Origin of the sequence: Mariniflexile jejuense (assembly GCF_042675665.1) — a bacterium.
In the GTDB taxonomy this organism is placed as follows: Bacteria; Bacteroidota; Bacteroidia; order Flavobacteriales; family Flavobacteriaceae; genus Mariniflexile; species Mariniflexile jejuense.
This window is the reverse complement of the sequence record NZ_JBHTJI010000022.1, coordinates 102,402-124,973: the sequence shown is the minus strand read 5'-3', so window position 1 is coordinate 124,973 and position 22,572 is coordinate 102,402. Positions and strand designations below refer to the sequence as shown.

The 22,572-nt window shown below is 31.0% G+C and carries 21 protein-coding genes; 14 read left to right on the top strand and 7 right to left on the bottom strand.

The window, feature by feature from the left end; translation table 11 throughout:
* The first annotated feature begins 166 nt into the window (after positions 1–166).
* Both ACFQ1R_RS12250 and ACFQ1R_RS12245 read left to right on the top strand, forming a co-directional pair.
* Complete coding sequence (locus ACFQ1R_RS12250; RefSeq protein WP_379926522.1) at positions 167–2,074, top strand: LysM peptidoglycan-binding domain-containing protein; 1,908 nt, start codon at positions 167–169, stop codon at positions 2,072–2,074.
* Positions 2,075–2,302, top strand: coding sequence for a DUF3820 family protein (locus ACFQ1R_RS12245; protein ID WP_379926521.1), 228 nt, complete (start codon positions 2,075–2,077; stop codon positions 2,300–2,302).
* 156 nt (positions 2,303–2,458) lie between these two features.
* Here the strand turns inward: ACFQ1R_RS12245 and ACFQ1R_RS12240 are convergent, their stop codons facing one another.
* A complete protein-coding gene (locus tag ACFQ1R_RS12240; RefSeq protein WP_379926520.1) occupies positions 2,459–3,547 on the bottom strand; it encodes a hypothetical protein in 1,089 nt (362 codons plus the stop codon).
* 212 nt (positions 3,548–3,759) lie between these two features.
* Here ACFQ1R_RS12240 and ACFQ1R_RS12235 point away from each other — a divergent pair, with 212 nt between their 5' ends.
* The 3 genes from ACFQ1R_RS12235 to ACFQ1R_RS12225 all read left to right on the top strand — a co-directional run bounded on the left by ACFQ1R_RS12235 (position 3,760) and on the right by ACFQ1R_RS12225 (position 8,246).
* Positions 3,760–5,400 carry a CTP synthase gene (locus tag ACFQ1R_RS12235; protein WP_379926519.1) on the top strand — a complete coding sequence of 547 codons (1,641 nt, stop codon included), beginning with the start codon at positions 3,760–3,762 and terminating at the stop codon, positions 5,398–5,400.
* A 76-nt stretch (positions 5,401–5,476) separates the two neighbouring features.
* Entirely contained in the window at positions 5,477–7,387 is a 1,911-nt protein-coding gene (gene yidC, locus ACFQ1R_RS12230; protein ID WP_379926518.1) for a membrane protein insertase YidC, read from the top strand.
* Between the two features lie 154 nt (positions 7,388–7,541).
* Entirely contained in the window at positions 7,542–8,246 is a 705-nt protein-coding gene (locus tag ACFQ1R_RS12225) for a toxin-antitoxin system YwqK family antitoxin (RefSeq protein ID WP_379926517.1), read from the top strand.
* Between the two features lie 69 nt (positions 8,247–8,315).
* Here the strand turns inward: ACFQ1R_RS12225 and ACFQ1R_RS12220 are convergent, their stop codons facing one another.
* A complete protein-coding gene (locus ACFQ1R_RS12220) occupies positions 8,316–9,272 on the bottom strand; it encodes a fasciclin domain-containing protein (RefSeq protein WP_379926516.1) in 957 nt (318 codons plus the stop codon).
* A gap of 186 nt (positions 9,273–9,458) precedes the next feature.
* Between ACFQ1R_RS12220 and mnmA the strand changes: the two genes are divergently transcribed.
* The 6 genes from mnmA to ACFQ1R_RS12190 all read left to right on the top strand — a co-directional run bounded on the left by mnmA (position 9,459) and on the right by ACFQ1R_RS12190 (position 15,669).
* Positions 9,459–10,646, top strand: coding sequence for a tRNA 2-thiouridine(34) synthase MnmA (gene mnmA / locus ACFQ1R_RS12215; protein WP_379926514.1), 1,188 nt, complete (start codon positions 9,459–9,461; stop codon positions 10,644–10,646).
* Between the two features lie 25 nt (positions 10,647–10,671).
* Positions 10,672–12,285, top strand: coding sequence for a S8 family serine peptidase (locus ACFQ1R_RS12210; RefSeq protein ID WP_379926513.1), 1,614 nt, complete (start codon positions 10,672–10,674; stop codon positions 12,283–12,285).
* On the top strand, positions 12,286–13,227 hold the full coding sequence (locus ACFQ1R_RS12205) for an NAD(P)H-dependent flavin oxidoreductase (RefSeq protein ID WP_379926512.1): 942 nt from the start codon (positions 12,286–12,288) through the stop codon (positions 13,225–13,227). It abuts the gene before it with no gap.
* Positions 13,228–13,414: 187 nt separating this feature from the next.
* Positions 13,415–14,791, top strand: coding sequence for an MATE family efflux transporter (locus ACFQ1R_RS12200; protein WP_379926511.1), 1,377 nt, complete (start codon positions 13,415–13,417; stop codon positions 14,789–14,791).
* A gap of 66 nt (positions 14,792–14,857) precedes the next feature.
* The gene (locus tag ACFQ1R_RS12195) at positions 14,858–15,085 is read left to right on the top strand and encodes a hypothetical protein (RefSeq protein WP_379926510.1); all 228 of its coding nucleotides are present in this window, start codon (positions 14,858–14,860) and stop codon (positions 15,083–15,085) included.
* Between the two features lie 14 nt (positions 15,086–15,099).
* Positions 15,100–15,669 (top strand): phosphatase PAP2 family protein, encoded by a 570-nt coding sequence (locus tag ACFQ1R_RS12190; RefSeq protein WP_379926509.1) that lies wholly within the window; start codon positions 15,100–15,102, stop codon positions 15,667–15,669.
* Positions 15,670–15,672: 3 nt separating this feature from the next.
* Here the strand turns inward: ACFQ1R_RS12190 and ACFQ1R_RS12185 are convergent, their stop codons facing one another.
* Positions 15,673–16,554, bottom strand: coding sequence for a diacylglycerol/lipid kinase family protein (locus tag ACFQ1R_RS12185; RefSeq protein ID WP_379926508.1), 882 nt, complete (start codon positions 16,552–16,554; stop codon positions 15,673–15,675).
* 195 nt (positions 16,555–16,749) lie between these two features.
* A complete protein-coding gene (locus ACFQ1R_RS12180; RefSeq protein WP_379926507.1) occupies positions 16,750–17,304 on the bottom strand; it encodes a DUF2911 domain-containing protein in 555 nt (184 codons plus the stop codon).
* Between the two features lie 174 nt (positions 17,305–17,478).
* Here ACFQ1R_RS12180 and ACFQ1R_RS12175 point away from each other — a divergent pair, with 174 nt between their 5' ends.
* The 3 genes from ACFQ1R_RS12175 to ACFQ1R_RS12165 are packed head-to-tail and all read left to right on the top strand — an operon-like array spanning position 17,479 to position 19,998.
* Positions 17,479–18,033 (top strand): RNA polymerase sigma factor, encoded by a 555-nt coding sequence (locus ACFQ1R_RS12175; RefSeq protein ID WP_379926506.1) that lies wholly within the window; start codon positions 17,479–17,481, stop codon positions 18,031–18,033.
* Positions 18,017–18,577 (top strand): hypothetical protein, encoded by a 561-nt coding sequence (locus tag ACFQ1R_RS12170; protein WP_379926504.1) that lies wholly within the window; start codon positions 18,017–18,019, stop codon positions 18,575–18,577. The genes ACFQ1R_RS12175 and ACFQ1R_RS12170 overlap by 17 nt, the downstream gene beginning before the upstream one ends.
* Positions 18,578–18,597: 20 nt before the next feature.
* On the top strand, positions 18,598–19,998 hold the full coding sequence (locus ACFQ1R_RS12165; protein ID WP_379926503.1) for a hypothetical protein: 1,401 nt from the start codon (positions 18,598–18,600) through the stop codon (positions 19,996–19,998).
* Here the strand turns inward: ACFQ1R_RS12165 and ACFQ1R_RS12160 are convergent, their stop codons facing one another.
* Genes ACFQ1R_RS12160 through ACFQ1R_RS12150 form a run of 3 tightly spaced genes read right to left on the bottom strand, consistent with a single transcriptional unit; the run spans position 19,999 to position 22,560 of the window.
* On the bottom strand, positions 19,999–20,793 hold the full coding sequence (locus ACFQ1R_RS12160; protein ID WP_379926502.1) for a cation transporter: 795 nt from the start codon (positions 20,791–20,793) through the stop codon (positions 19,999–20,001).
* Positions 20,794–20,801: 8 nt separating this feature from the next.
* The gene (miaA, locus tag ACFQ1R_RS12155; RefSeq protein ID WP_379926500.1) at positions 20,802–21,716 is read right to left on the bottom strand and encodes a tRNA (adenosine(37)-N6)-dimethylallyltransferase MiaA; all 915 of its coding nucleotides are present in this window, start codon (positions 21,714–21,716) and stop codon (positions 20,802–20,804) included.
* Positions 21,709–22,560 carry an ion transporter gene (locus ACFQ1R_RS12150; RefSeq protein WP_379926499.1) on the bottom strand — a complete coding sequence of 284 codons (852 nt, stop codon included), beginning with the start codon at positions 22,558–22,560 and terminating at the stop codon, positions 21,709–21,711. Before ACFQ1R_RS12150 ends, miaA begins: the two co-directional genes overlap by 8 nt.
* Positions 22,561–22,572 lie beyond the last annotated feature (12 nt).

The window sequence follows — 22,572 nt, the reverse complement described above, 5'->3', positions numbered from 1 at the left end:
AATTTATAAGTTATATTTATTGCATTAAGTTGTCTTCTTTATATAAATCAAACGTATATAATTAAGCCGAAACTAAATGAATTTACTTTTAAGCTATATTTTGGCATATTATATGCATATAAGAAATTACATTTTGCTTCAAACACAATTAAAAAAATAGATTTACATGATTAAATTCTTTTCCGTTTTATGTTTAGTATTTATGCTTAGCGCAAATGCTTTAACAGCACAAAACTTTAGCACACATCAAGTTAAAAAAGGTGAAACCGTTCATGGTATAGCAACACAATATGGTGTTTCAATTGCCGATATTTATGCGTTAAATCCAGATGCTAAAAAAGAATTGAAAGCTAATTCTATTTTAATAATTCCCATTTCAAAAGCTAATAAACCAACAGTAACTATTGTAAAAGAGTTACAAGGTTTTAAAGAGCATAAAACCAGTAAAAAAGAAACACTTTATAGTATAGCAAAGCAATACGATGTTACTGAAGATGATATAAAAAAGCACAACACATTTTTATATGCAAACACATTAAAAAAAGGTGATAAACTTCAAATACCAGTATTTAAAATAACAAAAGAAGAACCTAAAGCAGCTACAAAAACCTATATTGTATTACCTAAAGAAGGCAAATGGCGTGTTGCTTATAAATTTGGAATTACTGTACAAGAACTAGAGGCTTTAAACCCACAAATGGGAGAAACTTTGCAAGAAGGTCAACAAATTTATGTACCTAATATTACAGGAGATGCAGTTAAAAACGTTGATGAAAAATACAGCTATTATAGCGTGTTACCAAAAGAAGGTTTTTACCGTTTGAAGCTAAAGTTAGGTTTAGACCAACAAGAATTAGAGGCTTTAAATCCAGAATTGAAAGAAACAGGTTTAAAAGAAGGCATGGTTTTAAAAATTCCGTTTTCAAATAAAATGACGGAAGATAGCGGTGTAGCTTTAAGTAAAACAAATTTAGGTAATCGCATTAAAAATTACGAAACCAAGCATATAGCTGTTATGTTACCGTTTAGGTTAAATCGTGTTAATTTCGATTCGTTACCAGATATAAAAAACAGCATTAAAAAAGATCCATATTTAAATGCTTCACTCGATTTTTATACAGGTGTTTTAACAGCTATTGATTCTTTGAAATCATTAGGAATATCGCTTAAAGTTGATGTGTATGATACTAATTACCAAGTAAGTGAAGTGTCAAAATTAATTAACGACAACAATTTTAAAGAGCTAGATGCTGTTATTGGACCATTAACACCTGATACTTTTGATAAAGTTGCTTCAGAATTATTACCATATCATGTGCCTGTAGTGTCGCCAATTGGTACTAATTTAACTTTATATGAAAATGTATTCCAATCAAGACCATCAGATGATTTATTAAAAGGAAAGTTAATAGACTATGTTAAAACCGATACATTGGCAAGTAATATTGTTGTTATTTCCGATGCTAAAAATGCTACTGTAGCAAATGAACTTAAACAAGCATTTGGTTCTGCTAAAATGGTGTATTCTAGAAAAGGAAAAACAGGTAACGATTTAAACTTTTTGTATGCTGAAGATGTTAGAAGTGTATTAAAACCTGGTAGGAATTATGTTTTTCTAGAAACACAAAATGAAGGATTTGTATCAAATGTAGCAAGTGTTTTATCGTCATTAAACAATTCAAGTGCTAACGAACTAATTTTAGTTACTACAAATTTTAATGCAGCTTTTGAAGGTGAACAAGTATCCAATGATCATTTATCAAAACTTCAACTACATTTTGCAACCACAACAAAATCGTATGATGATATTACTGATGGTGTTTTTGTAAAAAACTATTCAAAAACCTATAATACCATTCCTAGTAAACGGGCTATAAAAGGTTTTGATTTAACTATGGATGTTGTATTACGTTTAGCATCGTCTAAAGATTTATATATGTCTGTTAAAAATGCACCACTTACAGAGTATGTTGAAAATAAATTTGCTTACAAAAAGAAACTTTTAGGTGGCTATTATAACGATGCCATTTACATAGTAAAGTATAGTGATTTAGCCATTGTTGAAGTAAAATAAGTGCTTCCAAACCAACAATTTTTGATAGATTTAGCGCATACCAAAATGCCATTTGGTAAGTATAAAGATCGCTATTTAATAGATTTACCCGAATATTACATCGTTTGGTACCACCAAAAAGGCTTTCCAAAAGGAAAGTTGGGCGATATGCTTAAACAAGTATATGAACTTAAATTAAATGGATTGGAAGATTTGATTCGGAATATTAGGAAGCAGTATCCTAAGTAAATAGTATTTTTTGAGGTTCGTTTAACGTGTTTGTGTAAGGAACGTTGCGTATTTGAGTGCGAGGATTTTCCGCAGGAAAATCAGAAGCAAGCAAACAAGCAACTAACTTTGGTTTAGCTAAAACTAGCAATTTTTTTTATACGGTGTTAGACACCGTTATTTTGTCAGTTTAATTTTAAAATACATTTCTACATCCATACCGTAATTGTCTTCTTTCGGTTCAAACCTTCGTAAACTACCAATGACCAAACTGTCAGCATTTACGTTTATTAAGTCAACATAATCGGATGGATTAATTCCATTATTCAGAATTATTTCATTCCCAGTTTGAGATACTTTCCAGTTTCCATTTCTTACTGAAATATCTGATTCATAAATATTATATGTCGAATCTTTGGAAAACTTAAATGATAGTTTTTTGTCTTTTAGGGATTCCAATTTGATTAAGGATGAATCCCAATCTCGTGAACCTTGTCCTAAAGTATCTAAACTTAATATTCTGTCCATTTTCCAAACGTGATTTTGGATTTGGCTGATAATTTCCTGCCTTTTGGATTCAGATATATTTTGTCTTTTTCGTAAATCAGTTTTGACATTTGGAAATTGAAGTGATTGTAACTCAATAATAGAATCTCCGACATAGTTTTTAATTCTATAAAATTCGTTATCCATTTGATGGAAAGTCTTTATAAATAATTGATTGCCATTTATGTTAACGGTTTTCCATTTATCAATTGTACTTATAAATTGATTGTCCTGAAGGTCTTTTTGAATACAAAGTTTAGAATCTGGTTCATCAAAAAACAAGGAATCCGTTAAATAAAGTTCTCGCTGATAATCATTATATGATAAAATCCAGTTTTTATGTTTCCACATTTCTGGTTTCTCCTCTATAGAATACTTCTTGTCTAACTTGATGAATTTTACTCTGGCATTTTCTCGTACATCTAATATTAAGCTGTCTTGATATTCGGCAAAATTTACTGCCCAAAGAGTATCATTTAAAAATATTTTTTTATCGTTAATTCTCAAGTTGTAATTACCACTTCTTTTATCATAAACGTCCCCAAAAAATAATTGGTCATTCGTAAAATGAATAGTCATTCCATCATAAACGCTATTTCCTGTTTCGGGTGGAATAGGAAATGATTTTACAGCTAGCCAATAAGAATCAGATAGACTGTTATTCTTACACGAAACAAGAATAAATCCGATAATTAATAATGGTAGCAGAATTTTTTTCATAATGGTGGCTAACTTTTATGATATGAAATCGTTTTAATGTTTTACATCAATAGTTAAACGAATTTAGTTGATTTTTTCTACAAAATCAAATTTTTAAAATAGCCATTTTTTTACTCAGTTTCATTGTTAATAACAACCCATTAAATAACTAAAAAACTATTCGGTAATAACTATTTAAATTTTGTAAATTTGCCTGCGTTTATAAGCGCAACATGACAACTACAGCAAAATACATATTTGTAACCGGCGGGGTTACATCGTCTTTAGGTAAAGGCATTATAGCAGCATCACTAGCAAAGCTATTACAAGCACAAGGTTACAGAGTAACTATTCAAAAATTAGATCCATATATAAATGTAGATCCAGGTACATTAAACCCATACGAACATGGTGAATGTTATGTAACTGAAGATGGCGCTGAAACCGATTTAGATTTAGGGCATTACGAACGTTTTTTAAACGTACCAACCAGTCAAGCAAATAATGTTACTACAGGTAGAATTTACCAAAGTGTTATACAAAAAGAACGTAGAGGTGAATTTTTAGGCAAAACAGTACAAGTTGTACCACATATTACAGATGAAATAAAAGAACGCATCCAGATTTTAGGAAAATCGGGCGATTATGACATCATCATCACCGAAATTGGCGGTACAGTTGGTGATATTGAATCGTTACCATACATAGAAGCTGTTCGTCAATTACGTTGGGATTTAGGTGAAGATAACGGTATTGTTATTCACTTAACATTAGTTCCGTATTTAGCAGCAGCAGGCGAATTAAAAACCAAACCAACACAACACAGCGTTAAAACTTTAATGGAAAGTGGTGTACAGGCAGATATTTTAGTTTGTAGAACAGAGCATGATTTACCTAACGATTTACGTAAAAAACTAGCCTTATTTTGCAACGTAAGGGAAGAAGCTGTTATCCAATCAATTGATGCTTCAACTATATACGATGTACCAAATTTAATGCTAGAGGAAGGTTTAGATAAAGTAGTACTTAAAAAATTAGGACTTAAAAGTTCGACGCCAGATATTACAAAATGGAATCAATTTTTAACGCGTCATAAAAACCCAAAAAGCGAAATAACAATTGGTTTAATAGGTAAATATGTAGAGTTGCAAGATTCGTACAAATCTATTTTAGAAGCCTTTATTCATGCAGGAGCAGAAAATGAAGTTAAAGTTGTTATAGAATCTGTACATTCTGAATATTTAAATGAAGATAATATAAAACTAAAACTTGGTCATTTAGATGGTATTTTAGTTGCACCAGGTTTTGGAGAGCGTGGTATTGAAGGTAAAATAGATGCAGTAAGATATGTGCGTGAAAACAATGTGCCATTTTTTGGTATTTGTTTAGGTATGCAAATGGCAGTTATAGAGTTTTCTAGAAACGTTTTAGGTTTAAAAGATGCCGATTCTACAGAAATGAACCCAAATACGCAAAATCCGGTAATTGGTTTGATGGAAGACCAAAAAACGATAACCGATAAAGGTGGAACAATGCGTTTAGGTGCTTGGGATTGCGATTTGAAACTTGGCAGTGCAGTACGCGATATTTACAAAGCTGAAAGTATTAAAGAACGCCACAGACACCGTTATGAATTTAACGGCAAATATAAAGCACAAATGGAAGCCGCTGGCATGTTGGCAACAGGTTTAAACCCAGATACAGGTTTGGTAGAAATTGTTGAAATTCCTACGCATCCTTGGTTTGTAGGTGTGCAATATCATCCAGAATATAAAAGTACAGTTGCAAATCCACATCCATTATTTGTGGCGTTTGTAAAAGCGGCTTTAAATCATAAAAAAAAGAAGTCAAGTGTCAGAATGGCACAAAATTAATATTGGTTAACTTATTGCAATAGGGTAGTGCGTTTCAATTATAACGCCATCTTTTTACTAGATACATAAAGAATACATGGAAGAAAAAAAATTAGACATTAATTCGGTAATAGGCTTTGTTCTTATTTTCGGAATATTAATGTATATGCTTTGGCAAAATCAACCAACGCCAGAAGAACTTAAAGCGCAAGAAAAAGCGAAACAAGAACAGGTTGAAAAAGAGCGTAAAGCCAAAAACCAAGAACAAACCAAAGTCGTTACGGCTCAAGATTTTTCTGCAACTGGCACTACCGATTCACTCAAATTAGTAAATTTAAAAAACAAGTTAGGTGCTTTTGCTTATTCAGCAGCTAATGCTTCAACAAACAAAACAGTTGTAGAAAGCGATTTATTAGCTTTAACTTTTGATAATAGAGGCGGTTATCTTTCAGAAGTAAAATTAAAAAAGCATACCGATTTTAATGATAAACCAATTTATATCATTAAAGATAACAACGCATCTTTCAATATTAATTTTGGAACAACGGATAGCCGAATTTTAAATACCAAAGATTTATATTTTGAACCTACAGTAAGTAAAAATGGCAATAGCACGGTGGTTTCTATGAAATTAAAGGTATCTGAATCTAAGTTTTTAGAATACCGTTATGAGTTGAAAGATGGCGATTATATGCTAGATTTTACCATTCGTTCGCAAGGTTTAAGTGATGTTTTTAATAGCTCGCAACCTATAAATTTAGATTGGAAATTAAAAACCTATCGTCATGCAAAAAGTATTTCTTATGAAAACCGTTATACTGAAGTTGTTTTTGAATATGAAGATGGTAAAGATGATTATTTAGGGCAAAAAGCATTTTCTGATGATACTGCTGAAGACGTTACTTATGTAGCCTTCAAACAGCACTTTTTCACCTCTATTTTGTTAGCCGATACACCATTTAAAACGGCAACACTAGAGTCTAGAAATTTGGTTAAAAATGAAGATATTGATACCGTTTTCACCAAATCATTTGTGGCAAAATTACCTTTAGAATTGGCAGGTGGCGAGATTAACAAATCTATGAATTGGTATTACGGACCAAGTGATTATAAAATTTTAAACAAATACGATAGAAATTTAGATGAAGTTGTACCACTAGGTTGGGGTATTTTTGGTTGGATAAATAAATATTTATTCATTCCGTTATTTGCCTTTTTAGGCGACTTTTTACCATACGGAATCGCCATTATTGTTATGACGATATTAATTAAATTATTAATGTCTTTTGTACAATACAAACAGTTTTTATCGCAAGCGAAAATGAAAATTCTAAAACCAGAATTAGATGCCATTCGCGAAAAGCATAAAGACAATAAAATGAAAGCGCAACAAGAAACCTTGGCGCTACAAACCAAAGCAGGTGCAAGCCCCATGGCAGGTTGTTTACCAGCATTGGTACAGTTACCAGTTTTCTATGCGTTATTTCAATTTTTCCCTTCGGCGTTCGATTTGCGTCAAAAAAGTTTCCTTTGGGTTAAAGATTTATCATCGTATGATACTATTTTTGAATGGGATACACATATACCTGTCATTTCGACTTTTTATGGAAATCATATGAGTTTGTTTCCAATATTAGCATCTATTGCTATCTTCTTTTATATGCGTTTAACAACTGGCGATCAAATGGCATCGCAACCAACGCAAGAAGGCATGCCTGATATGGCGAAAATGATGAAGTACATGATGTATTTTTCACCAATAATGATGTTGTTTTTCTTTAATAATTACGCATCAGGATTGAGTTTGTATTATTTCATTTCAAACTTAATTAGTATTGGTATTATCTTGGTTATTAAAAATTATATTCTTGATGAAGATAAAATTCATGCTCAAATTCAAGAAAACAAGAAAAAACCTAAAAAGGAAAGCCGTTTTCAACAAAAAATGAAGGAAATGATGGAGCAGGCAGAACAACAAAAACAAGCGCAACAAAAGCGAAAAAAATAATACATCTTCTAGATGTTTCATTAAATTAAAAAGCTGTCAATAAAATATTTTGGCAGCTTTTTTATTATAAACAATTTCCAATTAACTTTATCGTTTCAAAAAGTATCGTTGAAAATCAATTTAATTTCCGCAAAAGCAAAAAATAATATTTAAAATGAGAACTTTAATTCTATATGTAACTACGTTTCTATACGCTAATTTGCTGTTGGCACAAGATATTAACCAACTCGATGCCAACGGAAAAAATCATGGTGTTTGGAAGAAAAATTTTGAAAACACAAACATACTTCGATATGAAGGTGAGTTTTTGCATGGTAAAGAAATAGGCACATTTAAGTTTTATAAAAACATAAAAAAGAAAGCGGTTTTAACTGCTACCAAAACGTTTAATGAAGTGAATAATAAAGCTTATGTAAAGTTTTTTGCATCAACAGGAAAACTTATAAGTGAAGGCGAAATGGACGGTAAAACGTATGTTGGCGAGTGGAAATACTATCAAAAAACCAACAATAAACTTTTAACTTTAGAGCATTATGATGATACTGGAAAATTAATAGGCGAGCGTATTGTATATTATCCGAATGGGCAAATAGCTGAAAAACAAACCTATAAAGCAGGTAAATTGGATGGCAATTCGGTAGTGTATTCAGATAGAAATGTGTTGCTAAGTGAAATAGTTTATGTGAATGGTGAACTACATGGAAATGCAAAATACTATACTGCAACAGGCGAATTGGTAGCTGAAGGTTTTTACAAAAAAGGTAAAAAAGATGGTGTTTGGAAATATTATGAAGATGGCAAACTAACGGAAGAAAAGGATTTTACATACATACCTAAATACACAAAAAAAACTCCTTAATTACTTAAGGAGTTTTCTTTTTGTAGATTATTACAAATAACCTAGCTATCAATCACCAACTAAACATCTTTATGAATTAAGGTTAGGAATGGCTACTTTGTTAATAACATGTATAACGCCATTTCCTGCCTGTACGTCAACTTTAATAATACCTATATTAGAATTTCCTGAACCATCGGTCATGTTTGCAATGTTACCATTTGTTCCTGGTAACGTAATTGTTATATTGTTTCCTTGTAAAGTTGTTGCAGTAGTTGTACCATTAGGGGTAAGTGCACCAGATACTACATTAGCACCTAAAACATGATGCAACAATACTTGAGTTAATGTAGGCTCTTCAGGTACCGATGCTAAAGCTGAAAATGCTGCATTTGTAGGTGCAAAAACTGTAAACTCAGCATTTGTATCAGACAATACAGAAACAAAATCTGTTGCTGGTGTTAAAGTAGTTAAGGCACTAACAAGTGTAGAAAAGGTTGGATCTGCAGTTGCAAAAGTTACAACTGTAGGTATGCCAATAACCGCATCTACCACATGAATTACGCCGTTTGTAGCTTCAATGTTAGGTGTTACAACGTTTGAAACACCATTTAATTTTACACCACTTGCTGTATTAACAAACATACTTAAATTCAAATCGGTATCAGCATACGTAGCTAAGGTGTTAACATAACCCGTAGATAAGCTTGTTGAAGGTAGTTCAGTAGCTATTACGTGATTTAGGAGTACTTGAGTTAATACATCAACAGGCACATCGTTTACAGATGCAAAGTTGTTAGCTGATAAAAATGTTGCAAATGCAGCATTTGTAGGTGCAAATACAGTATATGTTCCAGTGTTGTTAAGTACATCAACTAAACCAGCTCTTTGTAATGCGGCAACTAAATTTTCTAAACCTGGTGTTGCTATGGCTATTTCTGCTATTGTTTCAGGTGTTTTTACTGTGTCATCATCATTGCAAGACATAGTAAAAATTGACATTAAAACAATTAATCCCATTTTGGTAATTAAGTTAAATCTTTTCATTGTTTGTGTGTTTTATGAGTTTTTTGTTTAACAAATATAATAAAACATTAAACAAATAAATTAATAATATTGTTTAAATTTTTGTTAAAATAATTAAACAAAATAATTTTATGCTCAATAAAGGTTATTCTACATTAACTTTTTTTACTGTATAAATTTATATCTTTGCGAAATAAAAAATTAGTAATGAAACGGGTTATTATAGGACTTTCAGGTGGTGTAGATTCTAGTGTTGCGGCTTATTTGTTAAAGCAACAAGGATATGAAGTTATAGGCTTATTTATGAAAAATTGGCATGATGATTCTGTTACGATCTCTAACGAATGCCCTTGGTTAGATGATAGTAATGATGCTATGTTGGTTGCTGAAAAATTAGGAATTCCGTTTCAAACAGTCGATTTAAGCGAACAATATAAAGAACGCATTGTTGACTATATGTTTAATGAATACGAAAAAGGTAGAACACCAAACCCCGATGTACTTTGTAATCGCGAAATAAAATTTGATGTGTTTATGAATATTGCTTTAGAGCTTGGTGCCGATTATGTAGCAACAGGTCATTATTGCAGAAAAGGCACTATTGAAAAAGATGGCAAAGAAATATACCAATTATTGGCAGGTGTTGATGATAATAAAGACCAATCGTATTTTTTATGTCAATTATCACAAGCACAATTAGCAAAATCTTTATTTCCAATAGGCGAATTAACAAAACCACAAGTTAGAGACATAGCCATGGAATTAGATTTAGTAACTGCTGAAAAGAAAGATTCTCAAGGATTGTGTTTTATTGGAAAAGTGAAGTTGCCCGATTTTCTTCAACAGCAATTAAAACCAAAAGAAGGTGTTATAGTAGAAATTCCTAAAGAACAAGCTGTTTTTAGTGAAACAATACCAGAATTTCATTCAGAAGAAGAAAAATTAAAATACTTATCCCGAAAAATCAATTATAAAGTTGACTATGGTAAAATAGTTGGTAAACATCAAGGCGCTCATTATTTCACCAAAGGTCAGCGAAAAGGATTGGCAGTTGGTGGCACTTTAGAACCATTGTTTGTTATAGATACCAATGTTGATGATAATGTAATTTACACAGGGCAAGGTAAAGAACACCCAGGCTTGTTAAAAAAAGCATTATTTGTTTCTAATGAAGAATTGCATTGGATTCGTGAAGATTTAGCGTTGCAAGTTGATGAAACGATGCAAGTTTTAGCAAGAATTCGTTATCGTCAACCATTACAAAAAGCTATTTTGCACAAGGTAGATGCTGGCATGTATGTTGAATTTGAAGCATTTCAATCGGCCATAACCGAAGGGCAATTTGTAGCATGGTATATAAATGATGAATTACTAGGTTCCGGAGTAATTTCATAACTTGCAATAACTTAAATCATTAATAATGAAAAAACACCTACTTTTTTATGCACTATTGCAGTTATCTATAAATATGTTTGCTCAACAAGATGCTTGGGTGTATTTAGTTGATAAACAAAATGTTGCAACCTCAATTTCTAATCCTATTTCAATTTTAACTCAAAAAGCTATTGATAGAAAAAATGCTCATGGTGTTGCTATTGATGCACGTGACGTACCTGTAAATGAATCGTATATTTCACAATTAAAAAACGCTACAGGAATTACAGTAAAAGCTAAATCAAAATGGTTTAATGCAATACACGTAAGAGGTACAGAAACAGATATTAACAACCTAAAAACAACCTTTTCGTTTGTAGATTATATCGTTTTTGCAGATAAAAGCTTAAATGTTACTAAAACAATTAAGCAAAAAAAGCAAGCAAAATTAGAAAGTGCTTTAACGGTTTTTACATATGGTAATGCTTTAAACCAAATTCAAATGATTAAAGGCGATCAATTACACATAGCAAATTATACAGGAACAGGCATTACTGTTGCTGTAATAGATGCTGGTTTTCCTAGTGTGAATACAATGTCGTCTTTTCAACGTTTAAGAAATGCGGGCAATATTAAAGGTGTTTACGATTTTGTAGATAGAGATAATGATGTTTACACAAATACAACCAGTCATCATGGAACTTTAGTTTTAAGTACAATGGCGGGTTATGTTGAAAGTCAGTATGTAGGCACAGCACCAGATGCTTCTTATTATCTTTTTATAACCGAGGATGATACTTCAGAAAATCCTGTAGAGGAAAGTTATTGGGTTGAAGCTGCAGAACGCGCCGATAGTTTAGGAGTTGATGTTATAAATACATCGTTAGGTTATAAAGATTATTCACCAACTTATACAAGTTACAGTTATTCTCAATCCGATTTAGATGGTTATACAGCTTACATTACTAAAGGCGCTAATATAGCTTTTGAAAAAGGTATGTTATTAGTAAATTCTGCAGGTAATGATGGTAATGGAGGTTTAAACGCACCTGCAGATTCACCTAATGTATTTACTATTGGCGCAGTAAATTCTTCAGGAAGCTATGCATCATTCAGTTCAGTTGGTAGTGCATTTCAACCAACCCAAAAACCAGATGTAGTAGCACAAGGACAAGCAAGTGCTGTTATTAATGAAAATGATGTGATTTATACAGCCAACGGCACATCGTTCAGTTCGCCCATTATGGCAGGTGGTATTGTATGTTTATGGCAAGCCTTACCAAATAAAACAAATGCTGAAATTATGCAATTAGTTCGCGAATCTGCTTCACAATACAATACACCCGATTATTTTTTAGGCTACGGAATTCCTAATCTACAAACGGCTTTAAATTTAGCTTTATCAATGGAAGATTATAAGATATATGATGAAATTAAAGCATTTCCAAATCCAACAAAAGCGACTATTTCGTTTAATTTACCTTCATTAAACACTTCATATTCAGTAAGGGTGCATAATATTACAGGAAGGCAAGTTTTAGCTTCAACTGTAAATCAAGCTACAAATCAAATTAATCTATCTTCTTTAGTTGATGGTTTATATTTTGTTACTGTATATTCAAATGCATCAACAAAAACATTCAAAATAATAAAAAACTAAATGTCTAATCGCATCTGTCAATTATTCAATATAAAATACCCAATCATTCAAGCGGGTATGGTATGGAATAGTGGTTGGAAGTTAGCATCGGCAGCAAGTAATTCGGGTATTTTGGGTTTAATTGGCGCAGGTTCAATGTATCCAGACGTGTTACGTGAACATATTAAAAAATGCAAAAATGCAACCAATAATCCATTTGGTGTTAATGTACCAATGCTATATCCAAACATTCAAGAAATAATGGATATAATTGTTGAAGAAGACGTAAAAATTGTGTTCACATCTGCAGGAAACCCAAAAACTTGGACGTCTTGGTTAAAAGAACGAGGTATAACAGTTGTACATGTAGTAAGTAGTGTAAAGTTTGCGTTAAAAGCCCAAGAAACTGGCGTAGATGCAGTTGTAGCTGAAGGTTTTGAAGCTGGTGGGCATAATGGTAGAGATGAAACTACCACATTAACTTTAATACCAATGGTGAAGGAGCAACTACACATTCCTTTAATAGCTGCAGGTGGTATTGCTACTGGAAGTGCCATGTTAGCAACCATGGTTTTAGGTGCCGATGGTGTACAAATAGGAAGCAGATTTGTAGCTAGTGATGAAAGTTCTGCACACCAATGTTTTAAGGAAGTGGTAGTGAAAGCTAAAGAAGGTGATACACAATTAACATTGAAAGAATTAGCGCCAGTACGATTAATTAAAAACAAGTTTTTTAATGATATTCAAGAACTTTACAAACAATCGCCAACGCCCGAACAATTACAAAGCCTATTAGGTAGGGCAAGAGCAAAAAAGGGTATGTTTGAAGGTGATTTAATTGAAGGTGAACTTGAAATTGGGCAAGTATCTGGGTTAATTAATGATATAAAACCAGTTTCTAAAATAGTTGAAACTATTATTATAGAGTTTGAAGAAGCTAAAAAAAATATTTCTACTTTTTGAGCTGTGTTTTAAATACTGCTTCTGTATTAATTCAGTACAACCTATTTAAACCATCTTCACATAGGTTTAATTTGAAAGAAATATTAATGTTTTTTAACTAGTATGGAAATTAAAATACCATAATTTATATTTTTTAAAAGTAGCATGTTTTCTATGTAAAACTAAGACTAAAGCTTACTTTTGCGCCATGCAATTAAAGGATTATACTAAAGAATTCAAATACAATTGGCAATTAGCAGCACCAGTAATGTTGGGTATGTTAGGGCATACATTTGTTAGTTTTATTGATAATATTATGGTTGGGCAATTAGGTACTGCAGAACTTGCAGCAGTATCATTAGGTAATAGTTTTGTATTTATTGCCATGTCTTTAGGTATCGGGTTTTCAACAGCAATAACACCATTAATTGCAGAAGCCGATGCAGAAAACAATTTTGAAAAAGGAAAATCTATATTTAAACACGGTTTGTTTTTATGTACCGTTTTAGGTGTTTTACTTTTTTTAATGGTATTTGTTGCAAAACCACTTATGTACTTAATGAAGCAACCAGTGGAAGTAGTAGAATTAGCTATACCGTATTTAGATTTGGTAGCTATTTCATTAATTCCATTAATTATTTTTCAAGGGTTTAAACAGTTTAGCGATGGCTTATCATTAACGCGCCAACCAATGTATGCTACTATTTTAGCTAATATTTTAAATGTGGTTTTTAACTATTTGTTAATTTTTGGAAAGTTTGGTTTTCCTGAAATGGGTATTGTTGGTGCTGCTTATGGTACATTAATATCTCGAATTGTTATGGTTTGGTATTTATGGGTTTTACTTAAAGGAAAAGAAAAATCGAAAGCATTTGTTATCAACTTTAAGTTTTTTATACTTAATAAATTAATGCTTAAAAAACTACTTAATTTAGGTGCACCAAGCGCTATGCAAATGTTTTTTGAAGTTGGTATTTTTACAGCGGCTATTTGGCTAAGTGGTTTGTTAGGTAAAAATCCGCAAGCAGCAAACCAAATTGCATTAAATTTAAGTTCAATGACGTTTATGGTTGCTATGGGTTTAAGTGTTACAGCTATGATACGTGTTGGTAACCAAAAAGGTTTGCAAAACTATTTTGATTTACGCCGAATAGCATTTTCAATATTTTTATTAGGTATTATTTTAGCATCTTGTTTTGCTATTATATTTTTTGTGTTTCATAATCAATTACCAAAGTTGTATGTTGATTATGATGATGCTAAAAATTTACTTGATAACACAGAAGTGGTAGGTATAGCATCAAAATTACTATTTGCGGCAGCCATTTTTCAATTAAGTGATAGTTTGCAAGTACTAGTTTTAGGTGCATTGCGTGGTTTGCAAGATGTAAAAATTCCAACTATTATTACCTTTATTTCTTATTGGCTTATCGGGTTTCCTGTGAGTTGGTTTTTAGGAAAAGAAAATGTTTACGGCAGTTTTGGAATTTGGTTGGGTTTATTAGCAGGATTAACTACTGCAGCAATTTTATTGTATATTCGATTTAATTATTTAACTAAAAAGTTAATTTTGTCTAATAATTAAAATGTTAAGTGGGATTTCATTAAGTCGATTTTCAACAAAACAACAATTAGCTAAACAACAAAAAATATGAGTCTTCCAAAATTTATACTAGGGGATAATACCGAATTTCCAAACGCTATTTATGTAATTCATACTGAATTTCCAAGATTTATTATTAACCTTGAAGATGATGAGCTTGAATGGTTTGAAGATTTTGATGAAGAAGATGAAAAAGAATTAGTAGCAGAAACCGAAAACATGATTAAACTTGCTACAGAGTTTTATGATAACGAAATTTTAAAATACGAGGAGTAAAACCAATATAAAAAATGCTAGAAAAGCTTTTACAGTACGATACCCAACTGTTTTTATTTTTAAATAATTTAGGTACACCAACATGGGATAATTTATGGCTAGTTATAACGCATGAAGTTACTTTTGTGCCAATGTATGCTATTTTGTTATTCCTTTTGTATAAAAAGTTTGGGTTAAAAGCATTGTTAATTTTTGTAGTAGTTGTAGCTTTAATGATAACCTTTACAGACCAAATTACAAACGTGTTTAAACGTACTTTTGAAAGACCAAGACCTTGTGGTGAAGCAAGTTTAGTTGACCACATGCGATTTATAGCAGAGCGTTGTGGTAAGTATGGTTTCTTTTCTGGGCATTCTTCTAATTCTATGGCTGCAGCAGTTTTTGCTGGGTTACTATTACGCCCTTACTACAAAAATTTAATATTTATTTTACTATTATGGAGTGTTATTGTTGCTTATAGTAGAATTTATGTAGGTGTACATTATCCGTTAGATATTTTATGCGGTTTTACTTTTGGAGCACTTTCTGGATTTTTATTTTATAAAATAGCCCAATACCTTTTAAAAAAATACGCTTCAAATTAAATTTTAAGCAATAACATTTATAGCTTTTTCTAGTACTGAAATTTGTATGCTATTACCTTTTATCATTAAAAATTCGCCATCAAGTTGAATTTGGAATAACTGCTTGTTATTTTGTGTAATTTTAATCTCCTTTGTTTGATGGATTTCAACTTCTTTTAAGATATGATGTTTTTTAAAAAACATAAGAATGGTAAATAAAGCTATTTTTAAAGTATTAAGTTTTGGAGCTATAAGGATGTCTAATTTGCCATCTATTAATGATGCTTTAGGAGTTAAACTTACATTGTACCCCATTTGATTTGAATTTGAAATAAATATTAAAAAGGGTTTATGTAGAAGTGTTGTGTTGTTAAATGTAGTTTCTACTTCAGTTAAAATATCTGTTTTTTTAAGTGATTTTATGGTTGCTTTAATATAACTAGATAGAGTCCTTTTTCTTGATGCTTCGTAATGTTTTATTACTTGAGCGTCAAAACCAATACCAGAATTACTAAAAAAATAATGTTGATTTAATAATCCAACATCTATTTTTTTAATAGTATTATTTTTAATGATTTCTAAAGCACTTTCAATATTTTTAGGAATATTTAAATTGGAGGTTAAACCATTTCCTGAACCTAAAGGAATTATACCTAAAGGAATTGAAGTAGAGACTAAACAGGAAGCAACTTCGTTAATTGTACCGTCTCCGCCACAAGCTACAACTATATCGGCTTCTTCTGTAATTGAAGCTTGGGTAAGTTTAATAGCATGTTTTTTATAAAATGTGGGTTTAATAACTACGTGATAATCACTTTTATCAAAATACTTATTAATAAGCTTTAAATCTAAATTATTATTACCTTTTCCAGCAATTGAATTTAAAATGAAATGAATATGTTTCAAATATTACCCTTATTTTAATGGATTATTGAATTATGAAATTTACTTCTTGAAACATTAAAGTTAAAATAGCAACCTAATTAAATGAATAATTTTGAACTAAAACTTAAAATGCGTTATTTCAAAATTATTTTAAATAAAGCCTATGTTATATAGGATATAATTTTTTGCGCAAATGTAGAAAAATTTAGGAAAGAATTATTTAAGAGGCACAGCAATTTTTACATCATCCCAAGCCATTGTTAATGAAAGACTATCGGTTGAATTATCAAAAGCAATGGTAAATTGTTCTACGGTTGTATTTAGTTTTTTTACAGGAACTTCAATATCAATGACATCATAATTTGGATCCCACATGGGTTTCATTTCAGAGTTTACGCCCCATGAGTATTGTTTAGAGTTAAAAATTACTGTCCATGTTGTATCTCTAGGCACCGTCCAAAGCGTATATTTTCCAGCAGGCAAGGTCATATTTTCTATGTTTAAAGGCTGGTTTGTTTCAAAAGTTGTAGCTTCATTTGCACCTGTTCTCCAAACTTGATTAAAAGGTACTAATGCACCAAAAATAACACGATTTTTTTTATACGGCCTGTTATAAAACACCTTTAGTTTTAAATCATTTAATTCAAATTTAACAGTGTCTTTTGGGCTTAAACGTTTTTCAAAAATATTTTCAACAAAAATACAGTATGCAAGTAGACCTAAGGTAATTATAAAAAAGAGAATTAAAGTGCGCTTTAAAAAGGTGTTCATAAATTTTATTTATTTAAGGATATAAATATACTTTAAAAGTAATAATAACTAAAGTTCAAACGTATAATAATGTAGTTTTGTTTTAATTGGGTATAAAAAAATAATTTTTTGTAACACTGTATTTTTTTTGTCGTCTTTAATACGAACTAACTTTAAAACCAGAAGTGAATTAGCATGTTTCAGGTTGACATTATTGAACAATGTAAACAAAACAATCGGAAAGCCCAATTGCAGTTATACAACCAGTACTGCCACGGGATGTATATTGTGGCTAAACGATTTTTAAAAGATGCTAATGATGCTGAAGATGTAGTACAAGAAGCTTTCATCAAAGCTTTTTCAAAACTTAATCAATACAAAGCAGAAGTTACTTTTGGGGCTTGGTTAAAACGTATTGTTGTTAACAAAAGTATCGATTTCTTAAAATCTAAAAAACAAGAACTTGTTGAATTAGATGCGGTGCACCTAAAAGTAGTTGATACTACCGAAGACGACAAATGGTTGGTAGAAGATACAATAACATTAAACGATGTTAAAAACGCAATTAATAATTTACCCGATAAGTATAAGTATGTTGTTATGCTTTATTTAATTGATGGTTATGATCATCAAGAAATATCAGACATACTAAACATATCAGAAGTAGCATCGCGCACACAACTATCAAGAGGTAAAGCAAAATTACAAGAACTATTAACAGTTAAAACTTATTATGGCACAAGATATTAGAAATTTATTTAAGGAAACCAATGTATTAGAAGAAACCATGCCCAATAATCATGAAGCACGATTTCTTGAAAAACTTGATGCATCATTACCTGTTTCAACTGTTTTAAAACCCAAGTTTGGTTGGTTAAAAATAGCGGCTAGCGTGGTAGTACTTTTGGGGTTAAGTTTTGGAGCTTATAAGTATTTTAAACCTAAAACAATTATACCTAATACCATAGCCACAACAACTGTTGAAACAAAAACCTTGGGTGATATTTCTCCAGGTTTGAAAAAAGTTGAAGATTATTATTTGGCAAGTATCAATTTAGAATTATCAAAAATTGAATATACACCAGAAACTAAAGAACTTTTTGATGGTTACTTACTACAATTAGAAGCATTAGATAAAGAATACAAACACTTATCTGTAGAATTAACCCAATCTGGACCAAGTGAGTTAACAGTAAATGCATTAATTGATAACTTAAAATTTCGTTTAAACCTATTGTATCGTTTAAGAACACAATTAACAGAATTAAAAACTTCAAATAATACTGAAGTTTAACTCATCTAATAAATCAAAAAATGAACAGATTAATTATAAAAATATCGCTTTTTGCGTTTGTTTTTTTCAATGTAAACCTAAATGAAGCGCAACAAAAATTAACAAAAGTATCGCAATCCATTAATGTAACAAAAGATGTAACAATCAATTTAAACTCAAGTTATTCTAACATTGTTTTTGATACATGGAATAAAGATGTTGTAGAAATTGAAGCTTATATAGAAGGTGAAAAACCAAGCAAAGAAGAACTTGAAAAAGTGCTAAAAGCTTGGAATGTAGACATCGATGCAACTAAAACTACCGTAACTATTTCTACCAAAGTAACTAATTCAAATACATGGGCTTACCGTTTTAATAACGATGATGATGAAGCAGTTCATGCGGTTTTAAAAGAATTAAAATTTGAATTAGCAGATTTGCCTGAAATGTACTTTAGAATACCAGAGTTACCAGAAATACCAGAATTGCCAGAATTACCAGAATTACCAAAACTTCCTGAAGCTGTAAGCAAACTAAATTTTGATTACAAAGCTTATCAAAAAGAAGGAAAAAAGTATTTAGAAGAATACACCAAAAAAATTGAAGCAAGCTACGGAAAAGACTATACAAAACAAATGGAGGCTTGGGGCGAAAAATATGGTAAAGATATGGAAGCTTGGGGCGAACGTTTCGCAAAACAAATGGAGCAACAAGCTGAAAAGCGTTCTGAGCAACAAAAACAATTAGCTATACAAAGAGAAAAATTGGCAGAAGCTAGAAAACTTCATCATGAAGAACGCGAAAAATTAGCAACAGAAAGACGTGTTTTAATTGAAAAAATGGTTAATGACACGGATGCAAATGTAAAAAAGGTTATAAAAATTAAAATGCCAAAAGGTGCGAAATTAAAAGTTAATGTTAGACATGGTGAAATTGAGTTTGCTGGAAATGTAACTAATTTAAACGCTAATTTAGCATACACCAAACTTACAGCACAAAGCGTTAATGGGAGTTTTACTTCCATTAATGCTTCATATTCGCCCGTATATGTTACTAATTGGAATTTGGGAAAATTAAATTTAAGTTATGTAAATAACGCTACGTTAAACAACGTAAAGGAAGTAACGCTTGCTTCCAATTCATCAAATATTACCATAAACAATTTGCTTAATAGTGCAGTAATAAACGGTAATATAGCCGATTTAAAAATTTTGAAAATTGATGATACATTTACTAATTTAAATGTGGCGATTCAAAACAGTAATGCTACAATTATGCTTCCTAAGGTTCAATACCATTTACAATTTAAAGGTAATAAAACACGTTTTAGTCATCCTAAAAAGCCATCAACTACAAGTACTACTTCATTTTCTACAGGTAATTTAGTTAATGGTAAGAGTATTGTTGTAAATGCTAAATACGGTACTGTAAATTTCAAATAATTACTTTGCTATTTTTAAAATTCTTAAAGCACCTATAGTAACTAAAACAAAAACAATACTGCCAATAATTAAATCTGGTTTGTTCGAGTTTAGCCAATTTACCAAAAGTGCCGCTAAAATTACACCTAAGTTTATTATAACATCGTTTGAAGTGAAAATCATGCTGGCTTTCATATGTGCTTCTTCTTTACTTTTAGATTTTTGTAAAAGAAACAAACAAATAGCATTGGCAATGAGGGCTAACACAGAAACTATTAGCATGGTAGAAAAATTTGGTAATTTTTCAGTTTCAAAAAAACGTCTTAAAACTTCTATAAAACCCAAAAACGCAAGTATTATTTGAAAATAGCCTGCCAGTTTTGCTATTCTTTTCTTTTTAATTAGTGAACCACCAACAGCATACAAGCTAATTCCGTAAACAAAGGCGTCTGCCAGCATATCCATACTATCGGCAACCAATCCCATAGATTTAGATATAATACCACTAGTTATTTCTATTAAAAAGAAAGTAAAATTTATAATGAGAACAGACCAAAGTAGTTTGGTTTGGTTTTTTTCTTCGGTGAAGGTTGTTTTATTACTTTGTTCAGTAAAAAGTTTTTTACCACCTAGATTTAATTCTTGAATTGACTGTTCAATAACATCAATTTCTCCTGTGTGAAAAACGGTTAGTTTTCTATTTGGAATATCGAAACTAAGATTTTTTATACTAGAAATGTCACCTAATTTCATCCGAATTAAATTTTCTTCAGATGGACAATCCATTTTAGTTATTTCAAATATTGATTTTTCCATCTTTAAATTTAATTAATACTTTTTATATTATTATTTATAGAAACTATAATATGTTCAATAGCAGTCATATAATCAAACCACATGGTGTTTTCATCGCGTTTAAACCATGTAAGTTGGCGTTTTGCAAAACGTCTGGAATTCTTTTTAATTTCTGAAATGGCAAAATCAAGCGTCCATTCACCATCTAAATAATTGAATAATTCTTTGTAACCAACCGTATTTAAAGCGTTTAAATGTTTGTAGGGTAGTAGTGTTTTTACTTCATTTAGTAAACCTTCATCCATCATAATATCAACACGTTTGTTAATTCGGTTGTAAATTATTTCTCTTTCGGCAGTAAGCCCAATAGTGATTGTTTTAAAATTTCGAGTAATATTTTTTTTGTTTAAAAACGACGAATAGGGTTTGCCTGTACCTATGCAAATTTCTAAGGCGCGAATGACTCTATGTGGGTTATCAATAGCAATAGTATTGTATGAAACGGCATCTAAATGTTTTAATTGATTTTGTAAATAAGAAAGTCCTTCAGATTCTAATTTGGCATTTAAGTTTTCCCTAATGCTTGTAGCAACTTCAGGAAAATCGTCTAAACCTTTGGTAACGGCATCTACATACAACCCCGAACCGCCAACCATAATAACAATATCGTGCGTTTTAAACAATTCATTTAAAGTAGCCAAAGCATCTTTTTCAAAAGCACCAACATTGTAGACGTCTTGTATGGTTTTATGATGAATAAAATGGTGTTTTGCTGCCGCTAGTTCTTGGTTGGTTGGTGCTGCAGTACCAATTTGCATTTTTTTAAAAAACTGCCTAGAATCGGCCGAAATTATTTCAGTATTAAAATAATTTGCCAATTTTATACTTAGTGCTGTTTTTCCAATAGCTGTTGGACCTACAATTGAAATTAAAAATTTACTCATGGTTTAATTTATGCCCACAGTTATAACAAAACTCAGCATTATCTTTATGTTTTTCAGCAGAACAATTAGGGCAAGCTTGGGTGTTTAAGTCTACATCTAGTTTTTCGGGTTCTGGCACATTTTTATTTTGGTTGGTATATTCTGCGGAAACAATACCCGTAGGAACTGCTATTATACCATACCCCAAAATCATAACCAAAGATGCTATAAATTGCCCAAGTGGTGTTTGTGGTGCAATATCGCCAAAACCAACAGTAGTAAGTGTTACAATGCACCAATAAACACTTTTTGGTATGTTTGAAAAACCATTTTCTTCACCTTCAACCAAGTACATAATGGTTCCTAAAATAATAGCAACAATAATTACTACAAATAAAAATACTGAAATTTTTGCACGACTAGCTTTTAATGCTTTCACCAAATTATTGGAAGCGCCTAAATAGCGTGCCAGTTTTAAAATTCTGAAAATGCGTAGTAGGCGTAAAGCACGTAAAGCAGCAAGTGCATGTACACCACCAAAAACTAGTGATATGTATTTTGGAATGGTTGAAAGAAAATCGATAATACCGTAAAAACTAAAAATATAATGTACTGGCTTTTTTACAGTAATAACTCTTGCAATGTATTCTATAGTGAACATTATGGTTATAATCCACTCTGAAATATTAAGTAAACTATGATACTTAGCATCAATACTATTTACACTTTCAAGCATTACAAGAATTATACTTGTAATAATTGCTATTAATAAAATAATATCAAACCACTTACCAGCAGGTGTATCTGCTTCATAAATAATATTATGAAGTTTTGTTTTCCAATGTTTAGGTTGTGGTTTGTTCATTGTTCAAAATTA

Excerpts from the sequence above, each read along its gene's own strand:
- ACFQ1R_RS12250 (WP_379926522.1), top strand. The coding sequence starts at position 167 with ATGATTAAATTCTTTTCCGTTTTATGTTTAGTATTTATGCTTAGCGCA.
- ACFQ1R_RS12240 (WP_379926520.1), bottom strand. The coding sequence starts at position 3,547 with ATGAAAAAAATTCTGCTACCATTATTAATTATCGGATTTATTCTTGTT.
- ACFQ1R_RS12235 (WP_379926519.1), top strand. The coding sequence starts at position 3,760 with ATGACAACTACAGCAAAATACATATTTGTAACCGGCGGGGTTACATCG.
- yidC (WP_379926518.1), top strand. The coding sequence starts at position 5,477 with ATGGAAGAAAAAAAATTAGACATTAATTCGGTAATAGGCTTTGTTCTT.
- ACFQ1R_RS12225 (WP_379926517.1), top strand. The coding sequence starts at position 7,542 with ATGAGAACTTTAATTCTATATGTAACTACGTTTCTATACGCTAATTTG.
- ACFQ1R_RS12220 (WP_379926516.1), bottom strand. The coding sequence starts at position 9,272 with ATGAAAAGATTTAACTTAATTACCAAAATGGGATTAATTGTTTTAATG.
- mnmA (WP_379926514.1), top strand. The coding sequence starts at position 9,459 with ATGAAACGGGTTATTATAGGACTTTCAGGTGGTGTAGATTCTAGTGTT.
- ACFQ1R_RS12210 (WP_379926513.1), top strand. The coding sequence starts at position 10,672 with ATGAAAAAACACCTACTTTTTTATGCACTATTGCAGTTATCTATAAAT.
- ACFQ1R_RS12205 (WP_379926512.1), top strand. The coding sequence starts at position 12,286 with ATGTCTAATCGCATCTGTCAATTATTCAATATAAAATACCCAATCATT.
- ACFQ1R_RS12200 (WP_379926511.1), top strand. The coding sequence starts at position 13,415 with ATGCAATTAAAGGATTATACTAAAGAATTCAAATACAATTGGCAATTA.
- ACFQ1R_RS12195 (WP_379926510.1), top strand. The coding sequence starts at position 14,858 with ATGAGTCTTCCAAAATTTATACTAGGGGATAATACCGAATTTCCAAAC.
- ACFQ1R_RS12190 (WP_379926509.1), top strand. The coding sequence starts at position 15,100 with ATGCTAGAAAAGCTTTTACAGTACGATACCCAACTGTTTTTATTTTTA.
- ACFQ1R_RS12180 (WP_379926507.1), bottom strand. The coding sequence starts at position 17,304 with ATGAACACCTTTTTAAAGCGCACTTTAATTCTCTTTTTTATAATTACC.
- ACFQ1R_RS12175 (WP_379926506.1), top strand. The coding sequence starts at position 17,479 with ATGTTTCAGGTTGACATTATTGAACAATGTAAACAAAACAATCGGAAA.
- ACFQ1R_RS12170 (WP_379926504.1), top strand. The coding sequence starts at position 18,017 with ATGGCACAAGATATTAGAAATTTATTTAAGGAAACCAATGTATTAGAA.
- ACFQ1R_RS12165 (WP_379926503.1), top strand. The coding sequence starts at position 18,598 with ATGAACAGATTAATTATAAAAATATCGCTTTTTGCGTTTGTTTTTTTC.
- ACFQ1R_RS12160 (WP_379926502.1), bottom strand. The coding sequence starts at position 20,793 with ATGGAAAAATCAATATTTGAAATAACTAAAATGGATTGTCCATCTGAA.
- miaA (WP_379926500.1), bottom strand. The coding sequence starts at position 21,716 with ATGAGTAAATTTTTAATTTCAATTGTAGGTCCAACAGCTATTGGAAAA.
- ACFQ1R_RS12150 (WP_379926499.1), bottom strand. The coding sequence starts at position 22,560 with ATGAACAAACCACAACCTAAACATTGGAAAACAAAACTTCATAATATT.